At 68.6% G+C, this 23,324-nt stretch carries 13 protein-coding genes; 4 read left to right on the forward strand and 9 right to left on the reverse strand.

Annotated elements, in window-relative coordinates; all coding sequences use genetic code 11:
• Positions 1-90: 90 nt before the first annotated feature.
• Positions 91-1,038, forward strand: a complete 948-nt coding sequence (locus Pla175_RS18145) for a family 16 glycosylhydrolase (RefSeq protein WP_145288441.1) — start codon at positions 91-93, stop codon at positions 1,036-1,038.
• A 104-nt stretch (positions 1,039-1,142) separates the two neighbouring features.
• On the opposite strand, the gene Pla175_RS18150 is transcribed toward Pla175_RS18145, so the two are convergent.
• Complete coding sequence (locus tag Pla175_RS18150) at positions 1,143-3,983, reverse strand: Kelch repeat-containing protein (protein ID WP_197526961.1); 2,841 nt, start codon at positions 3,981-3,983, stop codon at positions 1,143-1,145.
• Positions 3,984-5,072: 1,089 nt separating this feature from the next.
• Between Pla175_RS18150 and Pla175_RS18155 the strand changes: the two genes are divergently transcribed.
• Positions 5,073-5,600 (forward strand): mechanosensitive ion channel family protein, encoded by a 528-nt coding sequence (locus Pla175_RS18155; protein WP_145288447.1) that lies wholly within the window; start codon positions 5,073-5,075, stop codon positions 5,598-5,600.
• Between the two features lie 182 nt (positions 5,601-5,782).
• Here the strand turns inward: Pla175_RS18155 and Pla175_RS18160 are convergent, their stop codons facing one another.
• The 7 genes from Pla175_RS18160 to Pla175_RS18190 form a co-directional block, all read right to left on the reverse strand.
• Positions 5,783-7,306 carry a right-handed parallel beta-helix repeat-containing protein gene (locus tag Pla175_RS18160; RefSeq protein WP_145288451.1) on the reverse strand — a complete coding sequence of 508 codons (1,524 nt, stop codon included), beginning with the start codon at positions 7,304-7,306 and terminating at the stop codon, positions 5,783-5,785.
• 329 nt (positions 7,307-7,635) lie between these two features.
• Positions 7,636-11,238, reverse strand: a complete 3,603-nt coding sequence (locus Pla175_RS18165; protein ID WP_145288454.1) for a PEP/pyruvate-binding domain-containing protein — start codon at positions 11,236-11,238, stop codon at positions 7,636-7,638.
• Positions 11,235-12,941: a PQQ-binding-like beta-propeller repeat protein gene (locus Pla175_RS18170; protein WP_231953961.1), complete on the reverse strand. Its 1,707-nt coding sequence runs from the start codon at positions 12,939-12,941 to the stop codon at positions 11,235-11,237. The genes Pla175_RS18165 and Pla175_RS18170 overlap by 4 nt, the downstream gene beginning before the upstream one ends.
• Positions 12,928-14,958, reverse strand: coding sequence for an FG-GAP repeat domain-containing protein (locus Pla175_RS18175; protein WP_197526963.1), 2,031 nt, complete (start codon positions 14,956-14,958; stop codon positions 12,928-12,930). Before Pla175_RS18175 ends, Pla175_RS18170 begins: the two co-directional genes overlap by 14 nt.
• A gap of 86 nt (positions 14,959-15,044) precedes the next feature.
• Entirely contained in the window at positions 15,045-16,652 is a 1,608-nt protein-coding gene (locus Pla175_RS18180; RefSeq protein ID WP_145288462.1) for a chitobiase/beta-hexosaminidase C-terminal domain-containing protein, read from the reverse strand.
• A 251-nt stretch (positions 16,653-16,903) separates the two neighbouring features.
• Complete coding sequence (locus Pla175_RS18185) at positions 16,904-18,256, reverse strand: FecR family protein (RefSeq protein WP_145288465.1); 1,353 nt, start codon at positions 18,254-18,256, stop codon at positions 16,904-16,906.
• Entirely contained in the window at positions 18,256-18,789 is a 534-nt protein-coding gene (locus Pla175_RS18190; protein WP_145288469.1) for a sigma-70 family RNA polymerase sigma factor, read from the reverse strand. The genes Pla175_RS18185 and Pla175_RS18190 overlap by 1 nt, the downstream gene beginning before the upstream one ends.
• A 251-nt stretch (positions 18,790-19,040) precedes the next feature.
• On the opposite strand from Pla175_RS18190, the gene Pla175_RS18195 reads away from it, so the two are divergent.
• Both Pla175_RS18195 and Pla175_RS18200 read left to right on the forward strand, forming a co-directional pair.
• Entirely contained in the window at positions 19,041-20,159 is a 1,119-nt protein-coding gene (locus Pla175_RS18195; protein ID WP_231953963.1) for a DUF2891 domain-containing protein, read from the forward strand.
• Positions 20,156-21,403, forward strand: a complete 1,248-nt coding sequence (locus tag Pla175_RS18200; RefSeq protein WP_145288472.1) for an Nramp family divalent metal transporter — start codon at positions 20,156-20,158, stop codon at positions 21,401-21,403. The genes Pla175_RS18195 and Pla175_RS18200 overlap by 4 nt, the downstream gene beginning before the upstream one ends.
• A gap of 57 nt (positions 21,404-21,460) precedes the next feature.
• Here the strand turns inward: Pla175_RS18200 and Pla175_RS18205 are convergent, their stop codons facing one another.
• Entirely contained in the window at positions 21,461-23,308 is a 1,848-nt protein-coding gene (locus Pla175_RS18205) for a heavy metal translocating P-type ATPase (protein WP_145292152.1), read from the reverse strand.
• Between the last annotated feature and the right edge of the window lie 16 nt (positions 23,309-23,324).

Consider the following 23,324-nt stretch of genomic DNA (forward strand, 5'->3'; position numbering starts at 1 on the left):
GCCGCTTGACTCCCTGAGTCCAATCAACCGCTTGGTTTGGCCGATAGCTGCCGGCAATGCGGCCTAGCAACTCCTACTGGCGGAAGCTCCGTGATTCGACTTACAAACAGCTCTTGCGCAACGGTCGCTCGGCTCCTTTGCCTCGCCCTGCTGGCGACCCTCGCGGGCGCCATCGATGCGGCTGCGCCCGATCCGGACGCCAGGCCGGGCGCTCGGGGGCAGGAGGGCCTGCAGCAGTGGACCCTCAAGGGCCCGCTCGGCGAGACGCCGACTCGCGTCAACCAAACCGCGCCCCTCTCTGATCAGGCCAACACCCAGCGGTGGCGGCGCGACACGGGCCAGTGGGACGAGTTCGACGGCGAGTCGCTCGCCACCCAGCGTTGGTCGTCCCGCCACCGGAGCTGGCGCGGCAGGCCCCCCGCGTTGTTCTCCGAAAAAAACGTCGACGTCACCGACGGCATGCTGCGGCTCTGGATGCGGAAGGACGGCGCCAGCCCCGAGGCGGCAGGCGACGGATTCCACACCTACACGTCGGCCTCGGTGCAGGCCAAACAACTGTCGCTGTACGGCTACTACGAGGTGCGCGCCAAGCCGATGGCGTCCGCCGGCTCGAGCTCGTTCTGGTTCGCCGACGGCAACGGAAAGTGGCGCACCGAGATCGACGTGTTCGAGTTGGGTGGACGCGCCCTGAAACACGAGTCTCGCTACAACATGAACCTGCACGTCTTTCGCACCCCGACAGACCGGTCGCACCGCAACTGGGGAGACCATTGGATTGCGCCGTTCCAGTTCGCCGATGGGTTTCACGTGTTCGGGTTGGATTGGACGCCCGACCGCATCACCTACTACGTCGACGGCGTGCCGGTGCGGTGGGTCGAGAACGCCTACTGGCGTCAACCGCTCTACCTGATCTTCGACTCCGAGACGATGATCGACTGGCTGGGCGAGCCCAAAGAGGAAGACCTGCCGAGCGTATTCCAGATCGACTACGTGCGCGTCTGGAACCGGCCGCAAGAAACCGTGCGGCCCACGCCGTAGGCCGAGCGACCCAGGCTTCGCAGTCGCACCGCGCAGAAGCTCTTGCTCAGCATCCTACTCCTGTCTCGCTCGGCTTATCGAATGCGGTCTCGCGCTGCTAGGGTCTAAAACAATTCCAGCGCCGCGTCGATCGCGCCGCCAAGGGGCCCGACGGTCTGCTCGCTGAGCGGCGCCCTCTCCGCGGCGGCCGCGTACGGGTCACGGAGCTCCTGGTTACCGAGCGTTCGGCGGTCCGACGCCTCTGCCCAAGAACCCTCTAAGAGCAGCAGATCGATCCCCGCCGCGGCGGGCGTGGCGGCGGCGGCTTGGGGTCGATCGGAGCTGGGTACGGACACGCCCTGCGCCGGCGGGAGGCCCGCGAAGGCGGCCTGGAGTGCGGGCGCCGCAGCGAACGCCGGAAGCGTCAGGTCGACGTCGGGCCGACGGGCGCCCAGGTTGTCTCGCCAGACCGTGTAGTCCGCCGCGTCCACGCGGCCGTCGCCGTTGCCATCGGCCGCTTGGGCGCCGACGGCGCCGTACGCGTTCCGCCACACGTCGTAGTCGAGCTGATCGACCAGCCCGCTCCCGTCGTAGTCGCCGGGCAACGGGTCGAACGCACCCACCAGCCAGCCGAACAGGTTCAGCGTGTACTGCTTGTTGTCGAAGCGGTTGATGCTGGTCCCCGCGCCGTTCAAATTAAAGAACGTGTTGCGGTCGAAGTGCCCAGCGATCTTGCCCCGGTCCGCCGTGACCGCCACCAACGCGGCGTCGATCGCGCCGTTGGAGGGGCGCGTCGGGCCCTGGTTCTGCCCGCCAAAGGGGGGCTGGTTGAGCCGGGTGCTGTTCTTCGCCCCCGCGATGATCGTAGCGCTCACCCCTTGGGTGAGCACGCCGACCTCGATGGGCGTTACCCCCTCGCCGTCGAACTGATCGACCCCCGACAGGATGGGGTGTGTCGGCGCGTCGAAGTCGCCGGCGCCGCGGGTCAGGCTGTAGGTCCCCTGGTCCTGGTGCATCACCAGCCCGAAGCGGTCGAGGAACTGTTGGTCGGAGTCCGACGCGTCCGCCCAGTCGCTGCCGAAGTTGGCGTCGCTGATGAACAGCGCCGACCCGCCGCCGCGGATGTAGGCCTCGATCGCGTCGACCGCCGCCGTGCCGTAGACCGCGTTGTTCGAGCCCAGCACGATTGTGTCGAAGCGTGAGAGGTCCATCCGCTCGAAGTCGATCTGCCGCCCCGCGGTCTGCCCCGTCGCGGGGGCGCCCGCCTCGAGCGACTCGCTGAGCTGCTCGACGACGAAGCCCGCGCCCTCGAGCGTCTGCCGCAGCTCGCCCCAGCCGTGGTTGCCGCCGTTGGTGGCCAGGTTGTTGATGTCGGCGAGCTGCTCGGTGCGGGCCGCGTCGTTGTTCGCCTCCAGGAACCCGCCAGAGCGGTCGGCGCCGCGGACGAACAACACCCGCGGGGCGGTCGAGACGTCGGCCACCCAGGTGTCGTCGTGGATGCCGGCGTCGGAGCCGGTGGTGACAATCAGCCGGTCGCCCACCAGCCCCGCCACGGGCGACTGACGCTTGGCGGGGAGCGCGGTCAGCTCCGACCACACGTCGGTGAACGGGTCGTAGCTGAAGACCCGGTCCGACTGTGCGGACTGCTGCGTGACCCCCGCGATCACCACCAGCTTGCCCCCCACGACTACCGTCGACGCCGTGATGTGGCCCAGCGGGATCGGCAGGTCGGCAAGCTGGGTCCACTGGTCGGTCGACGGGTCGTAGGCCTGCAGGTCGTCCTGGTTGCCGGAGCCTTCGTTCCCCCCGAGCTGGCCCCCGATCGCGTACACGACGCCGTCGATCGCGGCGCCCGCCATGTGGTTGCGGGGGTTGGGCATGTCGGCCAGCGCCGTCCAGATCGTTGCGTCGTCGTCCAGGCTGTCGGTGGCGCCCAGGTCGAGCACCCAGTGGTCGGCGCGGTCGACGTAGTCGGTCATCCCCTCGGTCCGCGTGGCGCCCCCGAAGAAGTGAAGCTGCCGGCCCACCAACGCCGCGCCGCCCCCGCCGCGGTCCCCGGGCAGGCTGGGGCCGGGGGTCCACGTGTCGAGGGCGGTGTCGTAAACCCACACCGCATCGGTGCTGCCCCCGGGGTGCGTCCCCTCGAAGCCCCCCAGCACGTACAGCTTGTCGCCGTCGACCGCGTGGGCGCCGTGCGTCAACTCCACCGGTGCGTCGGCCACCCGCGTCCACAGGTCGGCCGCCGGGTCGTAGGCGTGCGTCTGGCGGGTGACGTCCAGCCCCGAGTTGAAGAATCCCCCCATCACGTACAGCCGGTCCCCCACCGCGGCGCCCTGGGCTTCAAACACCGGCAAGGTGGCGTCGGCCGCGGGGGTCCACACCAGGCCGGGGTCGGGCCCGGGGGGGTCGGCGAAGTCGCCGATCAGCTCCAGCGCGCTGAGCTTGGCGTTGTTCACGCTCGGCGTGAAGTCGAGCCGCAGCGTCCCGTCGGGCCGCGCCGTTACGCCCAGCTGCTCGATCACCACGCGTTCGGCCGCGGCGCCCTGGTCGCCCGAGGCGACGAACACGTCGTAGTCGTCTAGCGCCGGGGGGCTTGCGCCGTTGATGGCGACGTCGAACACCCGCGCGTTGGCCCCCTCGAAGTAGATCTCGGCAAAGTGCAGCCGCAGCGTGTAGGCGCCGCCGGCGATCAGCCCCGGGATCGTGTAGCTAAACGCGCCGCTGCTGCCGCCGTTGCCGGTCCGCTCCGTCTTATAGACGTCCGCCGGCGCCGGGTCGACGGCGCCCGACAGGTCGATGGGGGAGATCTGGCTGTTGTTGGGCCCGAACGTGCCGCCGCCGGAGAAGTACTGGTCGGCCAGGTAGTCGCCGATCGCGGGGCCCCCGGCGTTGATCGCCAGCGTAGCAAGCACACGCCGGGCCTCCAGGGGCTCGAACGCCAGACGACGATGGCAGTAGATCCGCACGCCCACCTCCTCACGAAAAGTCTTGTTGCCGCCGGCCCTGATTGTAGCGCGCAACGTCACCGAGCCAAACCGATCGGCGCCCCGCAGCAAGCCCCCTCGCTGCTCGGGTTCCTGACGTTCGAGTTTTGTCCTTTTGTCCCCCTCCCACGGCGGGAGAAAATCGGACAAAACCCCGCCGCCGCCACAAAACCAGCGAGATTCACGCGTTTCGGCCCTCGCGCCGGCGGCCGGTTGGACGCCAGAGGGTCGTATTGGCCCGTTCGGGTGGACAGAAGACCCCATCGATCGGACACCTCCTGGACAAAAAGCACGCAAGACACTTCCGCCGCAACCAAAGCGCGTACCCCGAGCCATCGGCCGACAGCGACTCACGCCCCGATTTTCTGCGATGGGGTGGCTATTTGCGAGCGAGAACTTGGGCGATTGCTAAGAGGACAAAACAGGCCGCCGTCACGCTGGTTGCCGGTTGATCCGCCGGAAGAACGTTCCTCAAGTTCGCACTTCCGGCGATCCAGCCGCGGCGCCCCGGTATTGGCACTCGCCGACTCGGACCAATCTTGCAAGTCGCGGCCATCTGGTTTATTGGCCCAGTGCTTTTCGGCAATGAGTCTCCCCCAAAGGCCACGCAAGCGCAGCATAGGGCTTTTCGCGCGCGCAACCGTCGGCGGGCGCTGGCGCGCCGGCGCCCTGAAGCGTTCGTAATTCCGCACTACTCCGACAGCTAGTCCAACTGACGATCAGTTCGGCTCGAATCGCGGCTCTCGGGATCCGATCCGCGGAACGTCAGGTGATGCCAGAAACTCGAAGAACCTTGCTAAGTGCATGCGAAAGCTACGAATTGTTTGGCTGAGCCTCATTGTTGCGTCCGCGCTGCCGGTCGGGACGGCGGCGGGACAAGATGCCGGGGCGACGACGGTCGAAGCAGAAGGCTCGCCAACGAACGTTGTACCCCTCGGGGCCGAATCCGCACCAACGGCTCCGCAACCAATTCGACCGGCCGAGATCACGTCTCAGGCGACGGTGGTTTCGACTAGGCTAGACGTGATCGAGAGTGAGCTCCGCCCGAATCCGGAGATCGCCTGAATCGCTATGGATTTCTTCGATGACGGCCAGGCGATGGCCGAACTGCGCGGTGACTTGACCGCGCTCGACGCCGACACCGTGACGGCTCTGCGTCTGGAAGATCAAGGGCGCGAGTGGCGACTGATCGCCGAGAAATTCGGCCGATGGGAGCACCTGATCGTCAAAGAAGTCAAGAACTGGACACTCTCGGGAACCACCGCCCGCGTCGAGATCTTGGTGGGAACGGCCTATGACAGCAATCCTCGTGAGGTGCTGGAGATCCTGCTCCGAACGGCCCGGGAACACGAATTTGTCCTCGAAGAGCCTGAGCCATTCGCGATGATGTTCGGCTTTGGCGAATCGGCTCTCAACTTTCGAATGTTTTGCCACACCCATATGGACAAACGCGGGATCGTAACCAGCGATCTACACATCTCCATCCTGGAAGCATTGGGCGAAGCCGGAATTGAGATACCGTTTCCACAGCGGGACTTGCGTCTGTCATCGATTGACAAGTCTGGCTTCGGAATCGACAGGACCGCCGGCGCCAACTAGGGCGCCTTCAAGTCCTCTTGCGGCTGATCCGCCTGCCTAGGGTCACTCCGCTTGACACTGCCGGGCGAGTCAGCCGAGGCCAGTCAAAAGCGCCACCCGCCGTACATCAGCGGAGAAGGTCCGTGACAGAGTACTATGCGGTCACAGGCGGGTGATCCCGCAGACGCTCCCTGCCTTGCTACTCAGGTTTGATAGCCGATGTTGCCGCTTAGCTTGGCGTTTGCCTTGTTGCGGATCACCCCTTCCTTGCCTAGATGACGGTTGTCTTTGACAACGTTCCCATTCGCGGGCGACCCCTGAATCAGGATACCGTTGCTCTGGGTCGTGTTGTCCGCCACGATCACGCCCTCACACGGCTGGGCGCCGCTGTTGCGATCGGACACCACATAGATGTCCGCGATATCGCCCGGCGTAGACACTCCGTTGCCTTGGATCAACAGACCGTCGATGGCGCCGCATTTGTAGATCGACAAGTAACTGTTGACCTTGTTGTTGGTCAGTCGGCTCTCGCGGACGTCGCTGTTGCAGTGGTCTTCGTGCATCAACCCTTCACCGTCGTTGATGTAGTAGGTGTGGTCGGCGCACCAATTCCTATGAACGCGACAGTCATTGCCATCGACGATCCAGCCCCAGCCTCGCATCTCGATGGCGCGGTTATCATTCGTTGACGACCCGGACGTCGCGTCCTCCCCTGTTGCCGTGGGCCGCCAGACGTCCTTCTTTATGCGGGTCACGTTGTTCGCGCACAGAGTACCGTCCCCAGCAAACCCGATGCAAACGCGACCTGTATTGAAGACGTAGTTATCACGGATCACAATCCCCCTGCGGAATCCGTAAGGATGCGACTCGGGCGTGCCGTCGTCGCCGCTCCCACCCGCCCCGCCGACGCAATAGTGACCGACATACAGCCCGGGACGATTGTCGTAGTCGAAGACGACGTCAAAACGATCCGCACCGCCACGATTCGGCTTTAGCAGGAAATCCTTCATGGTAAAGTTGTCGTCGCCATTTTCCGGCAGGCGGTTGTTCGCTACAAGTAGGTTCTCAGAACCCTTCACGTCTATGGCCGCATGATGCCGAGAGGTGAATCGCTGCCACGCATGCTGCGTGACCCTCCCACTCGGGATGCGCGGATCAGCCACGGCACAATTCCTCAGCACGCATCCAAAGACAAGACGATTCCCCCCACACCGATGATCTTCCGCCTCCTCGAAGTGGATGTGTCCGCGGTTGATGTCGATGTTGACGACGCCGCAGTTCGCCGCAGTGGCTGGCGTTTCCAGGTAGATGCCCTTGAAGGCAGAGTCGATCGGGTTCCCTTCCCCCGTGAAGGACGGCCGGTACTGCGGAAACTCAAGCCGTGTCTCCGGACGGTAGGCCTCGTCGTGAGCGTTGGTTGTCTCGCGTGGCGTGGCGCCACGCAACACAACCCCATCCTTAAGGTGGATATGGTTCTCAAAGTGGTAATCACCTGCCGGAAAGTAGATCACTCCACCGCCGGCCTGCGCCACCCGACTTTGAGCTTCCACAAGCCGCTTGTCCCAATACTTACCGCCCCCCTCCATGCGGGTTACATCAAGTACGCTGCCCCACCTAATCTGCTCGGTCCACGCCAGCCCTAGGCGTGATGTTGGATTGTTGCTTAGCGACTGAGCCGCAAGCAGCCATTCAGGCAAGAGCAGCGTTGCCGCCGCAGAAGCAGACAACGAAACGAATTCTCGTCGAGAACATCCCCACTGACGCATGGCGCTTGGTTCCTGTGCGTGGACGCGATCTGTGCTCGAGTACGAGGGCCGGAGGGAAACGGAGACAGGAGCATTTTACACCTTCCTTTGCCTCCCGGGAGCGCGTGGAGTGGGCCTCAGGCCGAGTTACGTCACGGCTTGCTCGACCGACGACTTGGAGCCCTAGGGCGAGCCGCGGCGGGTCGCATCGTGCTCGGCGTTGCTGGCTGGTTGGTGGACATACGGCTTCCGTCTACGTCAGCAACTGGACCTGTCCCCGATTCGCCCAAAACAAGCAGTGCACGCAGGCCTCAAGGCACACGGAGCAGTCGCTTGCCGAGCAGCATCACCCCCAGGTAGACGACCAGGTAGGCCCCCAGCCAGCCGAAGTCCCAGGCTGGGCCTCCGACGTACGCCAGCGGCGTCCAGAACTTGCGCTGGGTGAGCGGCCGGGGGTGGACGACGCTGAGCGATCGGACCGGGCCCCCCTCGCCGTGGCTGACCTGGGTGGGGGGTGGTGGGTGGGTGTCGCCGAACACTAGCGGGATGTCGATCGCTGCCGAGGGTTCTGCGGTGCTCAGCCGCGCCACGTGCCGCCCGGCGGCGTCGGCGGGCACGCGCAGGCGCCAACTGATTGTCTGCGGCGGAACGCCGTTGCGGAGGAAGGCGTTGAGCGAGCCCACTAGGGCCTCGCGTGCGTGATCGCCGGCGGCTTGCACCTCCCACGGCAGGCCGCTCAGCTCGCTCGCCTGCCACTGGCGGCGGAGGTCTTCTAGCTCGCCCCGGATCGCCGGCAGCGTGCGCTCGGCGGGGACGCCCGTCTCTAGCGCAAGCGCCTCGGGAACCTCCAGCGTCACGGGGGCGACAAAGTCGCCGTCGATCTCGGCCACGATGCTCACGCCGCGTCCCGGGTCGGGGTTCCACACCGCCGGGTCGACCCGTTCGGGGAACCACAAGAAGACCAGCATCATCGGGCCGAGCACCCAGGCCAGCGGCGCCATCGAGGCCCGCAGCACGCGGCCGCTGACCGGCTTCACCGCGGCCAGCATCGCCGCACGGCGCTGGCTGTCCCGCGGCAGCTTGGCCGCCATCTGGCGCAGCTTGGCGGCGCGGCGCTTCGCCTCGAAGAGCCTGGCGTTGTCCGTGAAGCGTCGCTGAGCGATCAGCAGGAATAGTGAGAAGGCGCCGCCGACCAGCGCCACCGCGCCGACCATGCCGATGCTCCGCACCAGCGGCCAGAGCACAAGATCGATCAGGCGGAATGAAGGGTCTTTGATCCAGGCCGCGGGGAGCAGGTAGAACCCAGCGAGGAACAGGCCCCACAGCAGCGCGACCAACAGCGCCCGCTGGTTGGCGTTGGTTTCGCGCGAGCAGACGCGCGGCGGAAGCAGCGCCCGGTCGATCTCGGCAGAGTCTGCGTCGGGTTCTGCGTTGGGGGTCGCCCCGTCGCCGGCCGCGGCGCGGCAGACGCGGCCCTGGTTGGCGTCGATGCTGATCGTCTCGCCGTCCGCCAGCAGCTCGGTCGCGGAGTCGAGCACCACGGCGGGCAGGCCGAGCTCGCGGGCGACGATGGCCCCGTGCGACAGCGCGCCCCCGCGTTCGAGCACCAGCCCCGCGGCGTTTGCGAACAGCGGCGTCCAGGACGGGTCGGTGCTGGGGCAGACCAGGATGTAGCCGGCGCCGAGGTCCGGCGCGTTCTCCGGCGTGAGGACCACGCGGACCGGGCCGGTGGCGCTGCCGCAGGAGACCGGGTGGGCGGGCCACTGCTGCGTGTCGGGGGAGACCTGCCTGTACCCCAGCCGGGCGAGGTCGTCTCGCTCGATCACCCGCGGGGTGTACAGGCGCTTGGCGGCCTGACGCTCGGCGCGGCGTTTGGCGATACGGTCTTGCGGCAGGTAGCCGCCGCGGAGCGCGTCGCCGATCTCCGCGACGCTGAGGTAGAAGACGTCGTCGCCGATGCCCAGCCGGCGGCCGCACTCCAGCGCGGTGTCGCGCAGCACGGCGAAGGCGCGCATCAAGTGGTACTTGCCGTCCTCGCGGAAGCGGACGTAGCGTTGCAGCAGGCGGGTGTGGGCTTCGAGCTGCGCGGCGTCGTCGGGCTTGAGCAGGCGCTTCAACCGCGCCAGCTCGGCCCCCGCCTCTGCGACGCGCGCCTGGTGCTTGGCCGCGGGGTCCGGGCTGTCGCGCAGTTGCTCGGCCAGCCGCTGCACGTCGCCCGGTCGCTCCCGCCAGCGCGGCGTCGCCAGGTCGAACTCTCCCGGCGCGCGGTGCCCGTGTTCGGCCAGCCAGCCCTCGAGCGGGCGCGTGCCGAGCGCCGTCTCGCGCAGCGCCGCGTTGGCCAGCGAGGTCTGGTCGGGCAGCGGGCTGACGCTCAGTGTGTGCACCAGCTCGTCGGGGTCCTCGTCCCAGAAGTTGTCCTCGATAAAGCCGTGCAGCCGGGCGACCGCCAGCGCCTCGATCATGCTCGGCAGGAATGCGTCGGCGCCGAACTCTTGCATCACCTTGGCTTCGCGTTCTTCCCACAACGCGATCAACCCCTCGGCGTCGAGGCCGCGCAGGTCGCGGGGGGCTTCTTGCCGCAGCCAAGCGTCGACCGCCGGCACAAAGACTTCATCGAAGCAGCGGTCGAGCGTCTCGGCCTCTTGCAGCAGCGCGGCCGCCACCTCCCCGCCCAGCCGGCCGGCCCGCGCCTGGGCGCGGGCCCCGGATCGGGGGAGGGTCGGGGGCTGCTGGGCGGCGTCTGGATTCTCTCGCAGCAACGCCGGGTCGTACGCGAACGGGTAGTCGGCAAAGAACATCTCGGGCATGCGGGCGCAGTCCATGTAGATGCCCCCGCCGATCCGCTCAAGGAAGCCGTCTTTCTCCACCACGTCCGAGGGGGCGAAGCCGACGCGGCGGTACATCCGCCCGAAGCCCCCCTCGCCCGACATGAACCGCTGGACCACGTCCCAACTCAGCGGCGTCGGGTTGACGAGCGTTTCATCTAGGTTGTGGCGCACCCAGGGGCCGCGTCCGGCGTCGAGCTCGCCACCGAGGCGTTCTACCGTGCGGGCCAGCAGCGTCTGGTAGGCCGCCGCGTCGTCGAGCGTGGTGATGGCGCGGGACTGCAGCAGGTGGACACGGCCGGCGCCGTCGATGGCCCACTCGATGTCCTGCGGGTGATCGAAGTGCCGGGCGGCCTTGCGGCCCAGTTCCCACAGCGTGCGGATCGAGGCGAAGCCGAGGCAGGCGCGGCGCCGCAGCGCGTCGGGGGTCTCCTCGGGACCGGCGGCGCCCGAGAGCAAACGCACCCGTTTGTCGGCGACGGTGTACTGGAGCACTTCACACGGCTCGGCGGCGACGCGGACGATGTCTGGCTGCACCTCGCCCGAGACGACCGACTCGCCCAGCCCCCACGAGGCCTCGATGAGCATCTCGCTCGGCGAGCCGGTGCGTGGGTTGGTGGTGAACAGCACGCCGGCCGCCTCGGCGGAAACGAGCTTCTGAACCACCACGGCCATGGCCACGCCGGCCGGGTCGATCCCCTGCTCGTGCAGGTAGGCGGCCACGCGCTCGCTGCCGATGCTGGCCCAGCAGCGAACCACCGCGTCGACCACGGCGTCGGCGGTCGCGAGGTTCAAGAACGTGTCGTATTGACCGGCCATCGAGGCGCCGGCCAGGTCTTCGGCGGTCGCGGAAGAACGGGCCGCCACCAGCGGGCAGTCGAGCCGGGCGTAGGCGTCGCGGAGCTGGCCGAGGACCTCGTCGCGCCGAGCGTCGCGAGCCAGGTACGCGGCGGTCGTCACCACGAAGCCGTCGGGCACCGGCAGGCCGGCACGGATCATCGCGGCCAGGTTGACCGCCTTGCCGCCGACGAGCGCCGCGTCGGTCGCCTCGGCGAGTGGGATTACCAACGGCGACTCGACCCGCGTCATGGCGAGGCGCCCCCCGCGTAGCCACGTAGCCCGCCGGTCTCGCTGCCGACAAACAGCCGCCCGTGGGCCACCAGCGGCGAGCTGATGCTCAGCCCCTGGGCGCCCGGGTTTTCTTCCGAGTTGATGTAGAGCTTCTCGAGCTGCGTGCCGGAGGCCAGATCGAACCGCGCCAGGTAGCCGTCCTGGCTGACCGCGAACACCTGGCTGTCGGTCACCGCCGGGGCGGCGAGCACCGGCGCCACGCCGCTGATCCGCGAGGCCCACTGCCGTGAGCCGTCTTTCGGGTCGAGGGCCACGACCTCGCCGTTGGCCACGCCACACACCAGCCGGTCCCCCGCCGCCACGGCCCCGAGCACCGCGTCGGGCAGATCTGCCTGCCACGCTACCTTTCCGGTCGCGGCGTCGAGCGCCATGACCACGCCGGCCGGCTTGGGGTCGCGGTACACGAAGTCGCCGTTCCCCCCTCCGGCGATCACCAGGTCGCCCAGCAGGGTGATGGCGCCGGTGATCGGGTAAGGGGTCGGGGTCCGCCACAGTTGGCGCTCGCCCGCCGCTGCGGCGGGGTCGGTTTTTAGCGCGACGATCGCGTTGCCGTTGAACCCGCTGCCGATGTACAGCACGCCGTCGCGGACCGCCGGCGAGCTCTCCGGGTCGGCGACGTCGTGCCGCCACAGCTCGCGTCCGTCGTCGAGGCTCGCGGCGAGCACGAAGCCGGGGTGGCTGAGCGCCTTGTGTGTCGCGGGGTCCTCGATCGCCCCGGCGCCGATATAGACCGTGTCGCCATCAATCACGGGCGAGCTCTCGAGGTGCAGCGGCGTTGGCAGCGTCCAGCGAACGCGGCCCGACTGGGTGTCGATGCAGATCAGCGTGCACTCGCTGTCGGGGTGGAGGCCCTGGCCGATCACCAGGGAGCGGCCGTCTGCGCTGATCGCGGGCGAGCTGAAGAATCCCTTGAACTCTTCGTCCCCGGCCTTGTCCACCGACCAGAGCTGCTTGCCGGTGGCGGCGTCGAGGCAGAACACCGCGCCGTAGGTATCGGGGGGGTCCAGCAGGCACGAAGCCCCGTAGATGCGGTCGCCGTGCACGGCCGGGCTGGAGAGGATCATTGCTTCGGTGTCTTCGCTTTCGACGCCCGACTCGTCGATCCACCTCGGGTAGTGCTGCCAGAGCTTCTTCAGCCCGACCGAGGGCGCCGCGCCGATCACGCCCAGGCGTTGTGGGCCGACGCGGAAGATGAAGGGCGCGGCGCGCGCGGCGGTCGCCTCGGGCGCCACTGGCCGGGGCGGGTCGGCAGCGGCCGGCTGCGCACCGGCAGGCCCAGTGGCGGTCCGGTCCCGCGCTTCAATGCGGGCCAGGGCCACGGCGGTCCAGTCGACGTACACGGCGCCCCCGCTGCTTGCCCCTGTGGCGGGAGCGGCCGCGCCTCGGCGGCTGGCGGCTACGTCGGCCGACCCGCCGTGGCTAGGCCAGTAGGCGATGGCGAGCCCCGCCAGTCCCGCCAGGCAGAACACGGCGACCGGGACCCACGGCTTCTCTCGGCACACACGCAGCAGCTCGCGCGGCTTGAAGAGCAACGCAACAAATGTGGTAACCGCGGCGAGGATGACGGGGAACAGCGCGGCGCCGGCGTTGACCACAATCGGGACGACTGCGATAGGAACGCCGAGATGGCCGACCCCCTCCAAGAGGCTAGAATTCATCATCGGGACCAACCTCACCGCGATCGACGACCACGACGCTATGGGGTTTTGAATTAAGGTCGACTTCGGCGACGCGCTCCAGGCCGTCGGCGTAGCGCACCGTCAGCTTGCAGTTACCCGGGCCGGGCTGTCGCACCGCTAGTTCTGCGCGGCTGGGACCGCACGACCCCGCCGAGACGTTGCTAGTCAGGTCGCGCCGCGCCAGCAGGCGGCCCGAGGCGTCGTGCAGCAGCACGCGGGCGTTGACGATTCCTTTCGACCCAAGCACATGCACGGTAAGCAGCTTCGTCCCCTCAATGGCCGCGATCTCGGGGACCGGGTGGTCTACCGGCGCCCGCGCGGCCAGCGTGTCGTTGACGATCATCGTCAGGTGACCGAGGGGATTGCCCACCACGAGGTCGGGCGCGCCGTCGTTGTTCAGGTCGCCGGCGGCGCAGGCCAGGCCCCCCAGCTCGCCGGACGGGCCGTCGAACATGTGCTCGTAGTGCTTGTGGGTGGCGCCCAGCATGAAGGAGCCGTAGCCGCGGTTCACGATGAAGCGGTTGTGGCCGTTCTCTGCGCTGCTCACGGTGAAGAAATCGACGTACCCGTCGCAGTTGAGGTCCTCGGCGACCGTCGCCAGGTGCGCCTGCGACCCCTCGCTGATCTCGTTCCCCCAACGCGTCACGTCGACGGGCACGCCGTCCTGGTTCGCGACGACGATCCAGCCGTCTTCGAGCGGCACGACCAGGTCCATCCCCCCGGACGAGAAGAGGGGGAGGAAGGCGCCGGCGCCGGTGACGCCGGCCTTGCCGGTGGCGCTGGAGGTGAACTTGAAGTCGATCTCGTGCGGCACGGGCTCGAACACGCCGCCGGAGTTCTGCACCAGCAGGTACCCGCCGCCGGCGGCGTAGAACAGGTCCGTGCGCAGGTCGTCGTTCCAATGGCCCGGCGTGACGAACCCGTCGCCCCCGGCGCCGCACTCGGGCCGGTCGAGCCCCATCTCTGCGGTGGCGTCCTTGAACGCCCCGCCCGCCTCGCCGGGGTTCATGTAGGCGCGGAGCCCGCCCCCGGCGACGCTCGCCACGATGTCTGGGTAGCCGTCGCCGTTGAGCTCAACGAAAGCGGACGTCTTGAGCGACGGCGCCTGGGGGAAGCCGTCGGGCAGCAGCGAGTCCTGCCGGACGAACGAGAGGCGACTGCCCTTGAACTGGCCGGTGTACAGCACGTCCCCCAGCAGCAGGTCGGTGAGCGTGTCGCCGTTGATGTCCGCGGCCGCACAGCCGGCCGCGGGCACGCCCGCCAGACCGAGCAGCTCTGTGGCGTCGGCGAACTGGCCGTCGTCGCCCTGCAGGAAGGCGCTCACCGAGCCGGCGCACGCCAAGATGTCCAGGTCGCCGTCGCCGTCGAGGTCGTACGTCGCGACCCCCGTGACCGGCGCGTCGAACTGCTTCATGAGTTGATCGGTGCGGAAGCGGGCGTAGCCTTTGCGGGGGAAGAAGTCGCGCCCCGCGGCGATGTCCTCCACCAGCGCGGCGAGCTGCCCGCTGGAGCCGTTCCACGTGCCGGCCAGCGTGCTTACCGCGGCGCCGTCCAGGCCGACCGTCGCCTCACCGCTCTTGTCTAGCGACCAAGCGCCGGGCGAGCTCATCTGTCCGAGGTAGAAGCCGTTGGCGTACAGCATCAGGTCCTTGGGGCCACGACGCCGACCGGCAAAGGCCACCGCCTTGTCGCCGGCGACGATGTCGCCTTCGTGCATCGCGTCGGCCGCGGCGTCCTTCATCGGGCCGGTGAACGCGAGCGTCACCTCCTCTCCTTCGACCAGCCCCCCCTTGAGCGAGCGGCCGATGCGGCACAGGGCCGTGCCGGCGTCGGGGTTGACCTCGAGGATGTCGAGGATGCAAACCGTGGTGTACCGCGTGTGAAAGAGATCGGCGGGTTGCAGCCCGGCGTTGATGACCGCGCCGGCGGGCGGACACGCCAGCAGCGGCGCCAGCGCCGCGACGGCGAGCAACAGGGGGCGTATCGAGAGGCGGATCATAGGCTTACTCATAGAGAACTAGCGGCGACGGCGGCGCCGTCTGTGGCCGGCAGCGCCGGCGGGCTTGAAAACGGGGCCCCTGCTGCCTACTGGATCACGTAGGTCGTTGAGTGCGTGGGGCTGAATCCGACGCCGGTCTTGTAGGCCTTCATCGTCAGCTTGGTCGTCTTGCTGAGGCTGATCGGGCCGTTGTAGATGGGCGAGTCCTTGGTGGGCTCCGTGCCGTCGGTGGTGTACCGGATGCGGGCGCCGGGCACGCGGTTCTCGATCGTCACCTCGATCGGGTGGTCGAACACCACCGCCACCGGCGTCTTGATGGCGTTCTTGCCCCGTCCCACCAGCTTCACCTCGGTGCTCTCCGGCAGCGTCTGCAGGTGGAACGGGTCGGACTGCTCTAGGTAGCCCTGCATCGAGGCCATGGCGGTCTCCGTGAGCCCCCACTCCGACTTCTGGTCGCCGCGGCTGTGGTAGTACGCGTTGGGGTCGACCGCGAGTTCAGAGAACAGCGCGTCCTCCGGCCCCGCGTTGTGCCGGCCGAACGTCACGTTCCGCCACGCCTTGCGGGCGTCTGGGTCGGCCATGCTGATCCCGCCGTCGCAGACGTAGTCGAAATGCACGCCGTCGAGCTGCACGTCGCCCGCTAGCTGCATCGCGATGCCGTGCTTGTCGCGGGCCGGCAGGTCGGGCTCGCCGACCAGCCCCCCGGTCCCGTCCCGAAAACCCTCGACCGCGGCGGTGGCCTGCACCACCAGCCGCGCCTTGGCGGGGTCCGAGGAGTAGACGCGCATCATCGACCCAACGGCCATGTACAGGCCGGTGTGGCCCGGCTTCTGGTTGTCGCCGTAGCCCAGCAACAGGAAGGCGTCGCCCGTGAGCGGACGCTCGGGCGAACCGGCCTGGATGACGCCGTTGCGGTAGACGTTGACGTTGTAGACGTCCTTGTTGTTCTCCGGGGCAAACGGGGCGACCCGCCCCCCGGTCTGGATCTCTAGGATGCCGCCGTCGTAGATCTCTAGAGCGCCCTTGTTGGTCACCCCGCTGAAGCGGAAGTCGCCGCTGACGATCATCTTGCCGTGCTGCAGCATCACCTCGTCGCTGACCCCCAGGTTGCCCAAGAACTCGACCGACGCGGTGCCGTACTTGCACACCTGGAACTTGTGCGAGATCTGCGCCCGGCTCTGCTGTGCTTCTGGGAGCCGCCGCGACGGGTGCTGGAACGCCTGCCCGTTTTCGGGCGTGGGGAACTCGCTCCCTTGGACGCGGAAGTAGGTGTGCTTGCCACCCACCACCGAGACAAAGCGGACCATCCCCTCGGGCAGGACGTCGCAGTTGCCCCAGATCTCGACCTCGTTGCGGTGCCCGCCCGTGAGCCGCGCGTTCTTGTGAATCGTTACGTGCCGGACCTGATTGTTGCGGCCCCCGGCTACGGAGTACCGCGCCCCGGCGGCGGGCAGGATGATGTCTGTCTCGCTGTCGGGCGGGTCCTTGGCGGCCCGCCCGTCCTGCGTCCAGTTGGCCGCGTCGCCGATTTCGCCGCTTTGGCCGGGGTGCGCCCAGGTCAGCACGCGGCCCGCGGGCCACGATTGGGTTTCATAGGCCGGGGCGGCCGCGAACACGCCGGGCGCACAGGCGTACGCCAACGCGAACAACAGCAGCGACTTGCGGATTATCACGATGGACCAACCGTGCTTCATGGGAACATCAGGGTGAAGAGGACAGAGTGGGACAAGCAGAAGAGTGGGCCCGGTTCGGGCCAGCGGGCGTTCGAGCATACGTCATCGTCATTCGGCCAACAACCTCGTCGCATCTATCGGATCCGCGGCGCCTGGAGATGGGTTCGCGCCACGCGTTGTGCTGAACAATCGGGGGTGATAACCCGGCACGTCGGCAGGCGGCGGACAACGCCCCACGGTGCGCGGCCAGCGCCGGCCGAGGCGCCGCGGGCCTACGGCGCTATGGTCAGGATCAACTCCGGGGGTGACTTGCTGTCTCGCGAGCCGAACCAGATGTCGTCCTCGCCCGACTTGTCCAGCGTCATGATCAGGGTCAGCGGGCCGGGGCCGCGGACGGCGTCGGTCACGTCCACCGACACCACCTGCCCACCGCCGACCACGCCGCGGTGCTGCGCGACTTCCCTGACCTTCTCCGGCGCGGCGTCTCCAAACAGCGATGTTTCTCGCCAGTCGCTGTGGTCGCCGACAAAAAACCGCAGCGTGCCGCTCCCCGAGTCGACGATCTGCGTCAGACGCAGCTTGGCGGAGCGGACGTCTGAGACGTCCGGGATGTCGAACATGATGTACGCCACGCGACGCCCCCCCTCGACCTTCAGGGCGAACGTCTGCGGGGCCGGCGCGCCGTGATCGATCGTCACGTCGTGGATCGGCAGCAGCTTCCGCACCTCGAGCGCCGGTGACGATAGGTCTTGCACCGCCAGGTCGTCGGTAGTGGCCATCTGCTGCGAGCCGACGCTCACCTCGGCCTGATCGCTGCTCCGCGTGAGCTTGACGCTCCCTTCGTACACCTTCACCTCGGTTTGGCCCGCCGCTGCGTCGGAGTGGTCTGTCGCGACCAGCGAGAACACGGTCCCCATCACCGCAACGGTCGACTGCCCGGTGAGCACCTCGAACGGGGGCATCCCGTCGCGACGCGGCGCGATCTCGAAGAACGCCTCGCCCCGCAGCAGCCCCAGCCGCGGCGAATCGGAGTCGAGGCTGACCAGCGACCCCGGCTCCATCGATACGATCGAGCCATCCGACAATCGCAGCATCGCCTTGGTTTGTGCGTCGCAGGTCACCCGGTCCCCCACCCGCAGCGGAAAGCCGGAGTCCGCCCGGTAGTGCTGCTCTCCCCGCTGCACCCCGAGCTCGCTGCCGCCGGAAACGCTCATGCAGACCCCCATCTGGGGCGCGTCGCGGGGGCCGCCGCGATAGATCGAGTAGCCGAGGGTGAGGGTCCCGATAAGCAGCGTGGCCGCGAGCGCCAGTGTCCGCGGGCGCCAATAGGAACGCCCGAGGGCGTCGGGCGCCCGCGTGCCCGCGAGCGAACGCAGCTCGACCTGCTCGGTCAGGCCCTCGCGCAGCAGGATGTCTAACCGCGCCGCCTGCTGGAACCGCTGCCGAGCGGCGTCGGAAGCGCTCACCGCCGCGTGGAGGTCCGCCACCAGGGGCTCGGACCTGTCGCCGTCTAGGTAGCGTTGCAGCAGCTCGTCGAACCGCTCTTCGAACCGCTCGTCGGCGCTTGGACCGCCGTTGCCTGGCCCTTCGTTGTTTGGCCCTTCGTTATTCGAGTTGGCGTTCATCACGCGGTCGCCTCCGGGATTGCGTGGGCGACCTTCGACTCGATGCACTCGCGCAACTTCGAGCGGAGCCGCGCCAGCGTGGTGCGGAGCGAACCGACGCGGACAGCAGCCGACTCCGCCAAGGCCTGCCCCTTGAGGTTGTGGCCGTACCGCAGCAGCAGCAGTTTTTGCATCCGATCGGGCAGCCTTTGCACACAGCCCCGCAGGGCGACCCGTTCCCGCCGCCAGACGTCTTCTTCCCCTTCGGCGACGATCATGGCCAGCTCGGCGATCAGTTCGCTCAGCCCGCTCGAGGGCATCTTGGCCTGCCGCCGCCAGTGCTCGAGGACGACGTTCCGGGCGACCCCGCAGGCCCAGGGGACAAAGCTCCGGGTCGGATCGTACCGCTGCTCGCTCTTGAGGATCTCGAGGACCGCCTCCTGGAAGAGGTCTTCCGCGGCCTCAAAGTCTCCCACCATCGACACGATCACGGCCAGGATCCGAGACCGGTTCTCGCTGATGGTCAGCAGCGCCGCGATGGAGCGATCATCCATCTTTTCCGCCGGGGGAGCAGGGAAGCCGGTTCTAGCCATGATTGTAATTGGCCGAGGGTCGTAAAACGTGCACACCCCAGCGCCCATTTTGTGCGTCGCACAGGCAGAATAGGCTAATCTACCGCCGGATCGGGCCCGCTGCACGCCGCCGGCGGAACCGCGCAGCAGCCAAGGGGGCGGGGGGCGCCGCGCCCCCTCAACCCGCCACCGCCAACTTTGCAGCCCCTGTGACCTCCCCCCAAAGACGTGCGATGCGCCAGCTGTGTTACCCTGCTTGGATTGCCCTCTCGCTGGCCGTAGGGCCGGCGCCCCTTGCCGCAGAGTCGCGTATGCCCGGCGATAGGCTCACCGATGAACAAGTCGCTCGGTTCGCGCAGCTCGCGCTGGACGGCATCCCGCGCGAGTTCCCCAACAAGCCCTCGAACGTGATGACCGGCCCCGAGTCGGTGCTCGCCCCGCGGCAGATGCACCCGGTCTTCTTCGGGAGCTTTGATTGGCACTCCTCGGTGCACGGCCACTGGATGCTGGTGCGGCTAGCAAAAGAGTACCCCGATTCGCCCGTTGTGGCGCAGGCCCGCGCGTTGCTCGACCGGCAGTTTACCGAGGAGGGGCTGGCGGCCGAGGCGGCCTACTTCGCCGACCCCGCCAACAAGGGCTTCGAACGGATGTACGGCTGGGCCTGGACGCTGCGCCTCGCGGCAGAGCTGCGCACCTGGGACGACCCCGACGCACGGCGCTGGGCCGCGCACCTGCTGCCGCTGGAACAGCAGATCGTCGCGCTCACCAAAGACTACCTGCCGCGGCTGACCTACCCCATCCGCACCGGCGTCCACCCCGACACCGCGTTTGCGCTGGGGCAAACCTTGGACTACGCCCGCGCGGTCGACGACGCGGCGCTCGAGGCCCAAGTGGTCGACTACTGCCGCCAGAAGTACCTTGCCGACCGCGACTACCCCGCCCGCTACGAGCCGTCCGGGGAAGACTTCTTTTCCGCGGGTTGGAACGAGGCAGACCTGATGCGACGCGTCCTTCCCGCCGACGAGTTCGCGGCCTGGCTCACGCGTTTCTTCCCGCACCTCACGGCCGGCGCCCCCCCGGAGCAAAGCGCCCTGGCGCCTGCTGTGGTGTCGGACGTGACCGACCCGCGGATCGTCCACCTCGCCGGGCTGAACCTGTCGCGCGGCTGGACGCAGAACGGCGTGCTGGCTGCCCTGCCGGCAGACGACCCACGCCGGCCGCTGCTGCAGAAATCGGTAGCGGCGCACACGCGGGCCGGGCTCGACTACGTCTTCAGCGGCCACTACGAGGGGGAGCACTGGCTCGCCACCTTCGCGGTCTACCTGCTCACCGAGACAGGGGCGCCGCGGTGACCCGATCGGGCGAAGACGCGCCGAGGTCGCGGTGGCGGTTCGGGCCGGGGCTGCTGGTGACGGCCGCGTTTATCGGCCCGGGCACCGTCGCCACGGCGAGCCGCGCCGGCGGTGAGTTCGGCTTTGCGCTGCTGTGGGGCGTCGTGTTTGCGGTCGTGGCGACCGTCGTGCTGCAAGAAATGGCGGCCCGGCTCGGCCTGGTCGCTCGGCTGGGGCTCGCCGAGGCGATCGGCGACTCGCTCCGCTCGCCCTGGGCCCGTCGGGCCGCGCTGACACTCGTCGTCGGCGCGGTGGTGCCGGGGAATACCGCCTACCAGACCGGCAACCTGATCGGCAGCGGCGTGGGGGTGAGCCTGCTGACCGGCCTGCCCGCAGACCGCGTCGCCGCGGCGCTCGGCCTGGGGATCGCCGTGCTGCTGGCGTGCGGCGCGACCGGTCGCTTGGTGAAGCACGCGCTGATCGCGCTGGTGCTGGCGATGAGCGCCGCGCTCGTCGCCACCGCGGTGGCGTCCCGCCCCGACCCCTCGGAGGTCGTCCGCGGGTTGCTCTGGCCCACGCTCCCCAGCGGTTCGTTGATGACGGTGCTCGCCCTGATCGGCACCACGGTGGTTCCCTACAACCTGTTCCTGCACGCCACGGCGGTGCAGGACCGCTGGCCCGCGGTCGGGCGTGTGGCGGACGATCTCCGCTCGGCGCGGCTCGACACCGCGGTCTCTATCACGCTCGGGGGGGTGGTGACCATGGCGATCGTCGTCACCGCGGCGGCCGCCGCCGGCGCCAGCGGGGGGACGCCGTCGGCGCCGCACGAGCTGGCCGAACAGTTGCGTCCGCTGCTCGGGCCCGCCGGCCAGACGCTCTTCGCCGCGGGGCTGGCCGCCGCGGGTCTCACGAGCGCCATCACCGCCCCGCTGGCCGCCGGCTACGCGGCGGCCGGGGCGTTGGTCCGCTCGGGAGACGCCATCCAATCTGCGCGGGTCGCCCGGGGCACGGCGGCCGCGGTGGCCGGCGTCGGCGCGGCGATGGCCTACTTCCTGGGGAAGAGCCCCAGCCAAACGATCGTCGCCGCCCAGGCCGCCAACGGGCTGCTGCTGCCGCTGGTGGCGGTCTTCTTGTTGTGGGTTATGAACCGCCGCGCGCTGCTGGGCGACTACTGCAACGGGTGGCGGCTGAACCTGGCGGGCGCGATCGTCGTGCTGGTCGCCATCGGCTTGGGGGTGAAGAGTTTGCTGGGGCTCGTTGCTTGATTCCGCCTCGCCGCCGCATAGCGTTGAACGCCACCGCGTTTCCGCCACCGCGCTCCGTTACTCTCCCGCTCCGCCGGGAGCGAAATCGGTAAGCTCCCTGGGGCCGATCGCGGCACGCAGCGCATTGAACACCGCCAGCACGTCGATCACTTCTTGGCTCACCGCGCCCGCCACGGGCGACAAGAGGCCGGCGCTGGCCAGCGCCATCCCGAACATGCTGAGCACCATCCCCCCCACCGCGCTCTGCAGCACGATGCCGCGCATCCGCTTGCTGATGTGCATGAACTCGTCCACCTTCTCCAGCGAGCTGTCCATCACCACCACGCCGGCCGACTCGGTGGTGATGTCGCTGTTCTGGCCGATGGCGACGCCGACCGTGGCGGACATTAGCGCGGGGGCGTCGTTGATGCCGTCGCCCACGTACAGGGTCCGCGCGAGCGCCGTCTCGGCGCGGACGATCTCGACCTTCTCTTCCGGCGACTTCTCGGCGTAAACCTCCGAGATGCCGATCTGATCGGCGAGGTAGCGCACCTCCGACTCGCGGTCGCCCGAGACAATCAGCAAGCGGTTGAAGCCGTGCCGCGGGCTGAGGTGCTCGATGAACGACACCCCCTCGGCACGCGGCTCGTCGCGGAACCGGAACAGGGCCGCGTAGCGGTTGTCGATGACGACAAAACACTCCAGCCCGCCGGCGTGGGGTGGGGCGTGCTCCCTGCCCGGCACGGAGGAATCGGCCAGCGCCCCGCGGCTGGTGATCAGCACCGTGTGCCCGGCGACCGTGCCGCGGACGCCCTGGCCCGGCGGCTCGCTGATCTGGGTGGCGTCTTGCAGCCCAACGCCGGCCTTGGCCGCGGCGTCGAGCACGGCGGTCGCCAGCGGGTGCTTGGAGTAGCGTTCTAGGCTGGCGGCCAGCCCCAGCGCCTGCCGGGCGTCGATGCCCGGGGCGACCACCTGCTCCGTCAATCGCGGCCGGCCGTAGGTGAGCGTCCCCGTCTTGTCGAAGATTGCAGTGCGGCACGTAGCGATCGTCTCGAGCACCACCGGGTCTTTGACGATGATGCCGCGGCGGGCGCACAGGGAGATGGCGCCGATGATGGCGACCGGGATCGCGATCAGCAGCGGGCACGGGGTGGCGACCACCAGCACGGCCAAGAAGCGGCTCGACTCGCCGCTGGCCAGCCAGGCCGCGATCGCGATCAGCACCGCTAGGGGCGTGTAGTAGGCACCCAGCGTGTCGCCGATTCGGCGCATCCGGGGGCGGTTCTGCTCCGCCGCCCGCATCACGCGCATGATCTCTGCGTAGCGGGAGTCGGAGGCCGGACGGGTGGCGCGGATCGTCAGTGCCGATTCTCCATTGATTGCGCCGGAGATCACTCGCGAGCCGGGCGTCTTCGACATCCTGAACGGCTCGCCGGTGAGGAACGACTCGTCCATCACGCCGCGCCCCTCGGTGACCAGCCCGTCTACCGGGCAGATGTCGTGCGGGAACACCACCAGCTCGTCGCCGGGGGCGACCTCGCTGAGCGGAACGTCGACGATCTGCCCCTCTTGCCGCCGGTGGCCGATCGAAGGCATCCGCTGGGCCAGCGCCCGGAGCACGCTCGAGGCGCTGCGCACCGCGTAGCCCTCTAGGGCCTCGCCCCCGGAGAGCATGAGCACCACGATGGCGCCGGCCAGGTACTCGCCCAGCAGCGCGGCGGTGACGATGGAGATGCCCGCCAGCAGGTCGGCGCCGAACTCGCGCCGCACGACGTCGTTCAGCAGCCCGTAGACAAGCGGAACGCCCCCGAAGACCAGCACCACCCACAGCGGGACCTGGTCAACCGGGTGCGGGCTGTGCGTGGCGAAACGGAGGACCAGGTGCGTAGCGATCCCGGCCATCGCCACGCCGGCGATGACGATCATCTGCCGTTTCGCCCAA

It is taken from the genome of Pirellulimonas nuda (assembly GCF_007750855.1).
Classification (GTDB): Bacteria; Planctomycetota; Planctomycetia; order Pirellulales; family Lacipirellulaceae; genus Pirellulimonas; species Pirellulimonas nuda.

What these genes read in the sequence shown, in the direction of transcription:
- Pla175_RS18185 (WP_145288465.1), bottom strand. Translation starts at nt 18,256, where the DNA reads ATGAACGCCAACTCGAATAACGAAGGGCCAAACAACGAAGGGCCAGGC.
- Pla175_RS18180 (WP_145288462.1), bottom strand. Translation starts at nt 16,652, where the DNA reads ATGAAGCACGGTTGGTCCATCGTGATAATCCGCAAGTCGCTGCTGTTG.
- Pla175_RS18165 (WP_145288454.1), bottom strand. Translation starts at nt 11,238, where the DNA reads ATGACGCGGGTCGAGTCGCCGTTGGTAATCCCACTCGCCGAGGCGACC.
- Pla175_RS18195 (WP_231953963.1), top strand. Translation starts at nt 19,041, where the DNA reads ATGCGCCAGCTGTGTTACCCTGCTTGGATTGCCCTCTCGCTGGCCGTA.
- Pla175_RS18205 (WP_145292152.1), bottom strand. Translation starts at nt 23,308, where the DNA reads ATGATCGTCATCGCCGGCGTGGCGATGGCCGGGATCGCTACGCACCTG.
- Pla175_RS18190 (WP_145288469.1), bottom strand. Translation starts at nt 18,789, where the DNA reads ATGGATGATCGCTCCATCGCGGCGCTGCTGACCATCAGCGAGAACCGG.
- Pla175_RS18175 (WP_197526963.1), bottom strand. Translation starts at nt 14,958, where the DNA reads ATGATCCGCCTCTCGATACGCCCCCTGTTGCTCGCCGTCGCGGCGCTG.
- Pla175_RS18155 (WP_145288447.1), top strand. Translation starts at nt 5,073, where the DNA reads ATGGATTTCTTCGATGACGGCCAGGCGATGGCCGAACTGCGCGGTGAC.
- Pla175_RS18170 (WP_231953961.1), bottom strand. Translation starts at nt 12,941, where the DNA reads ATGATGAATTCTAGCCTCTTGGAGGGGGTCGGCCATCTCGGCGTTCCT.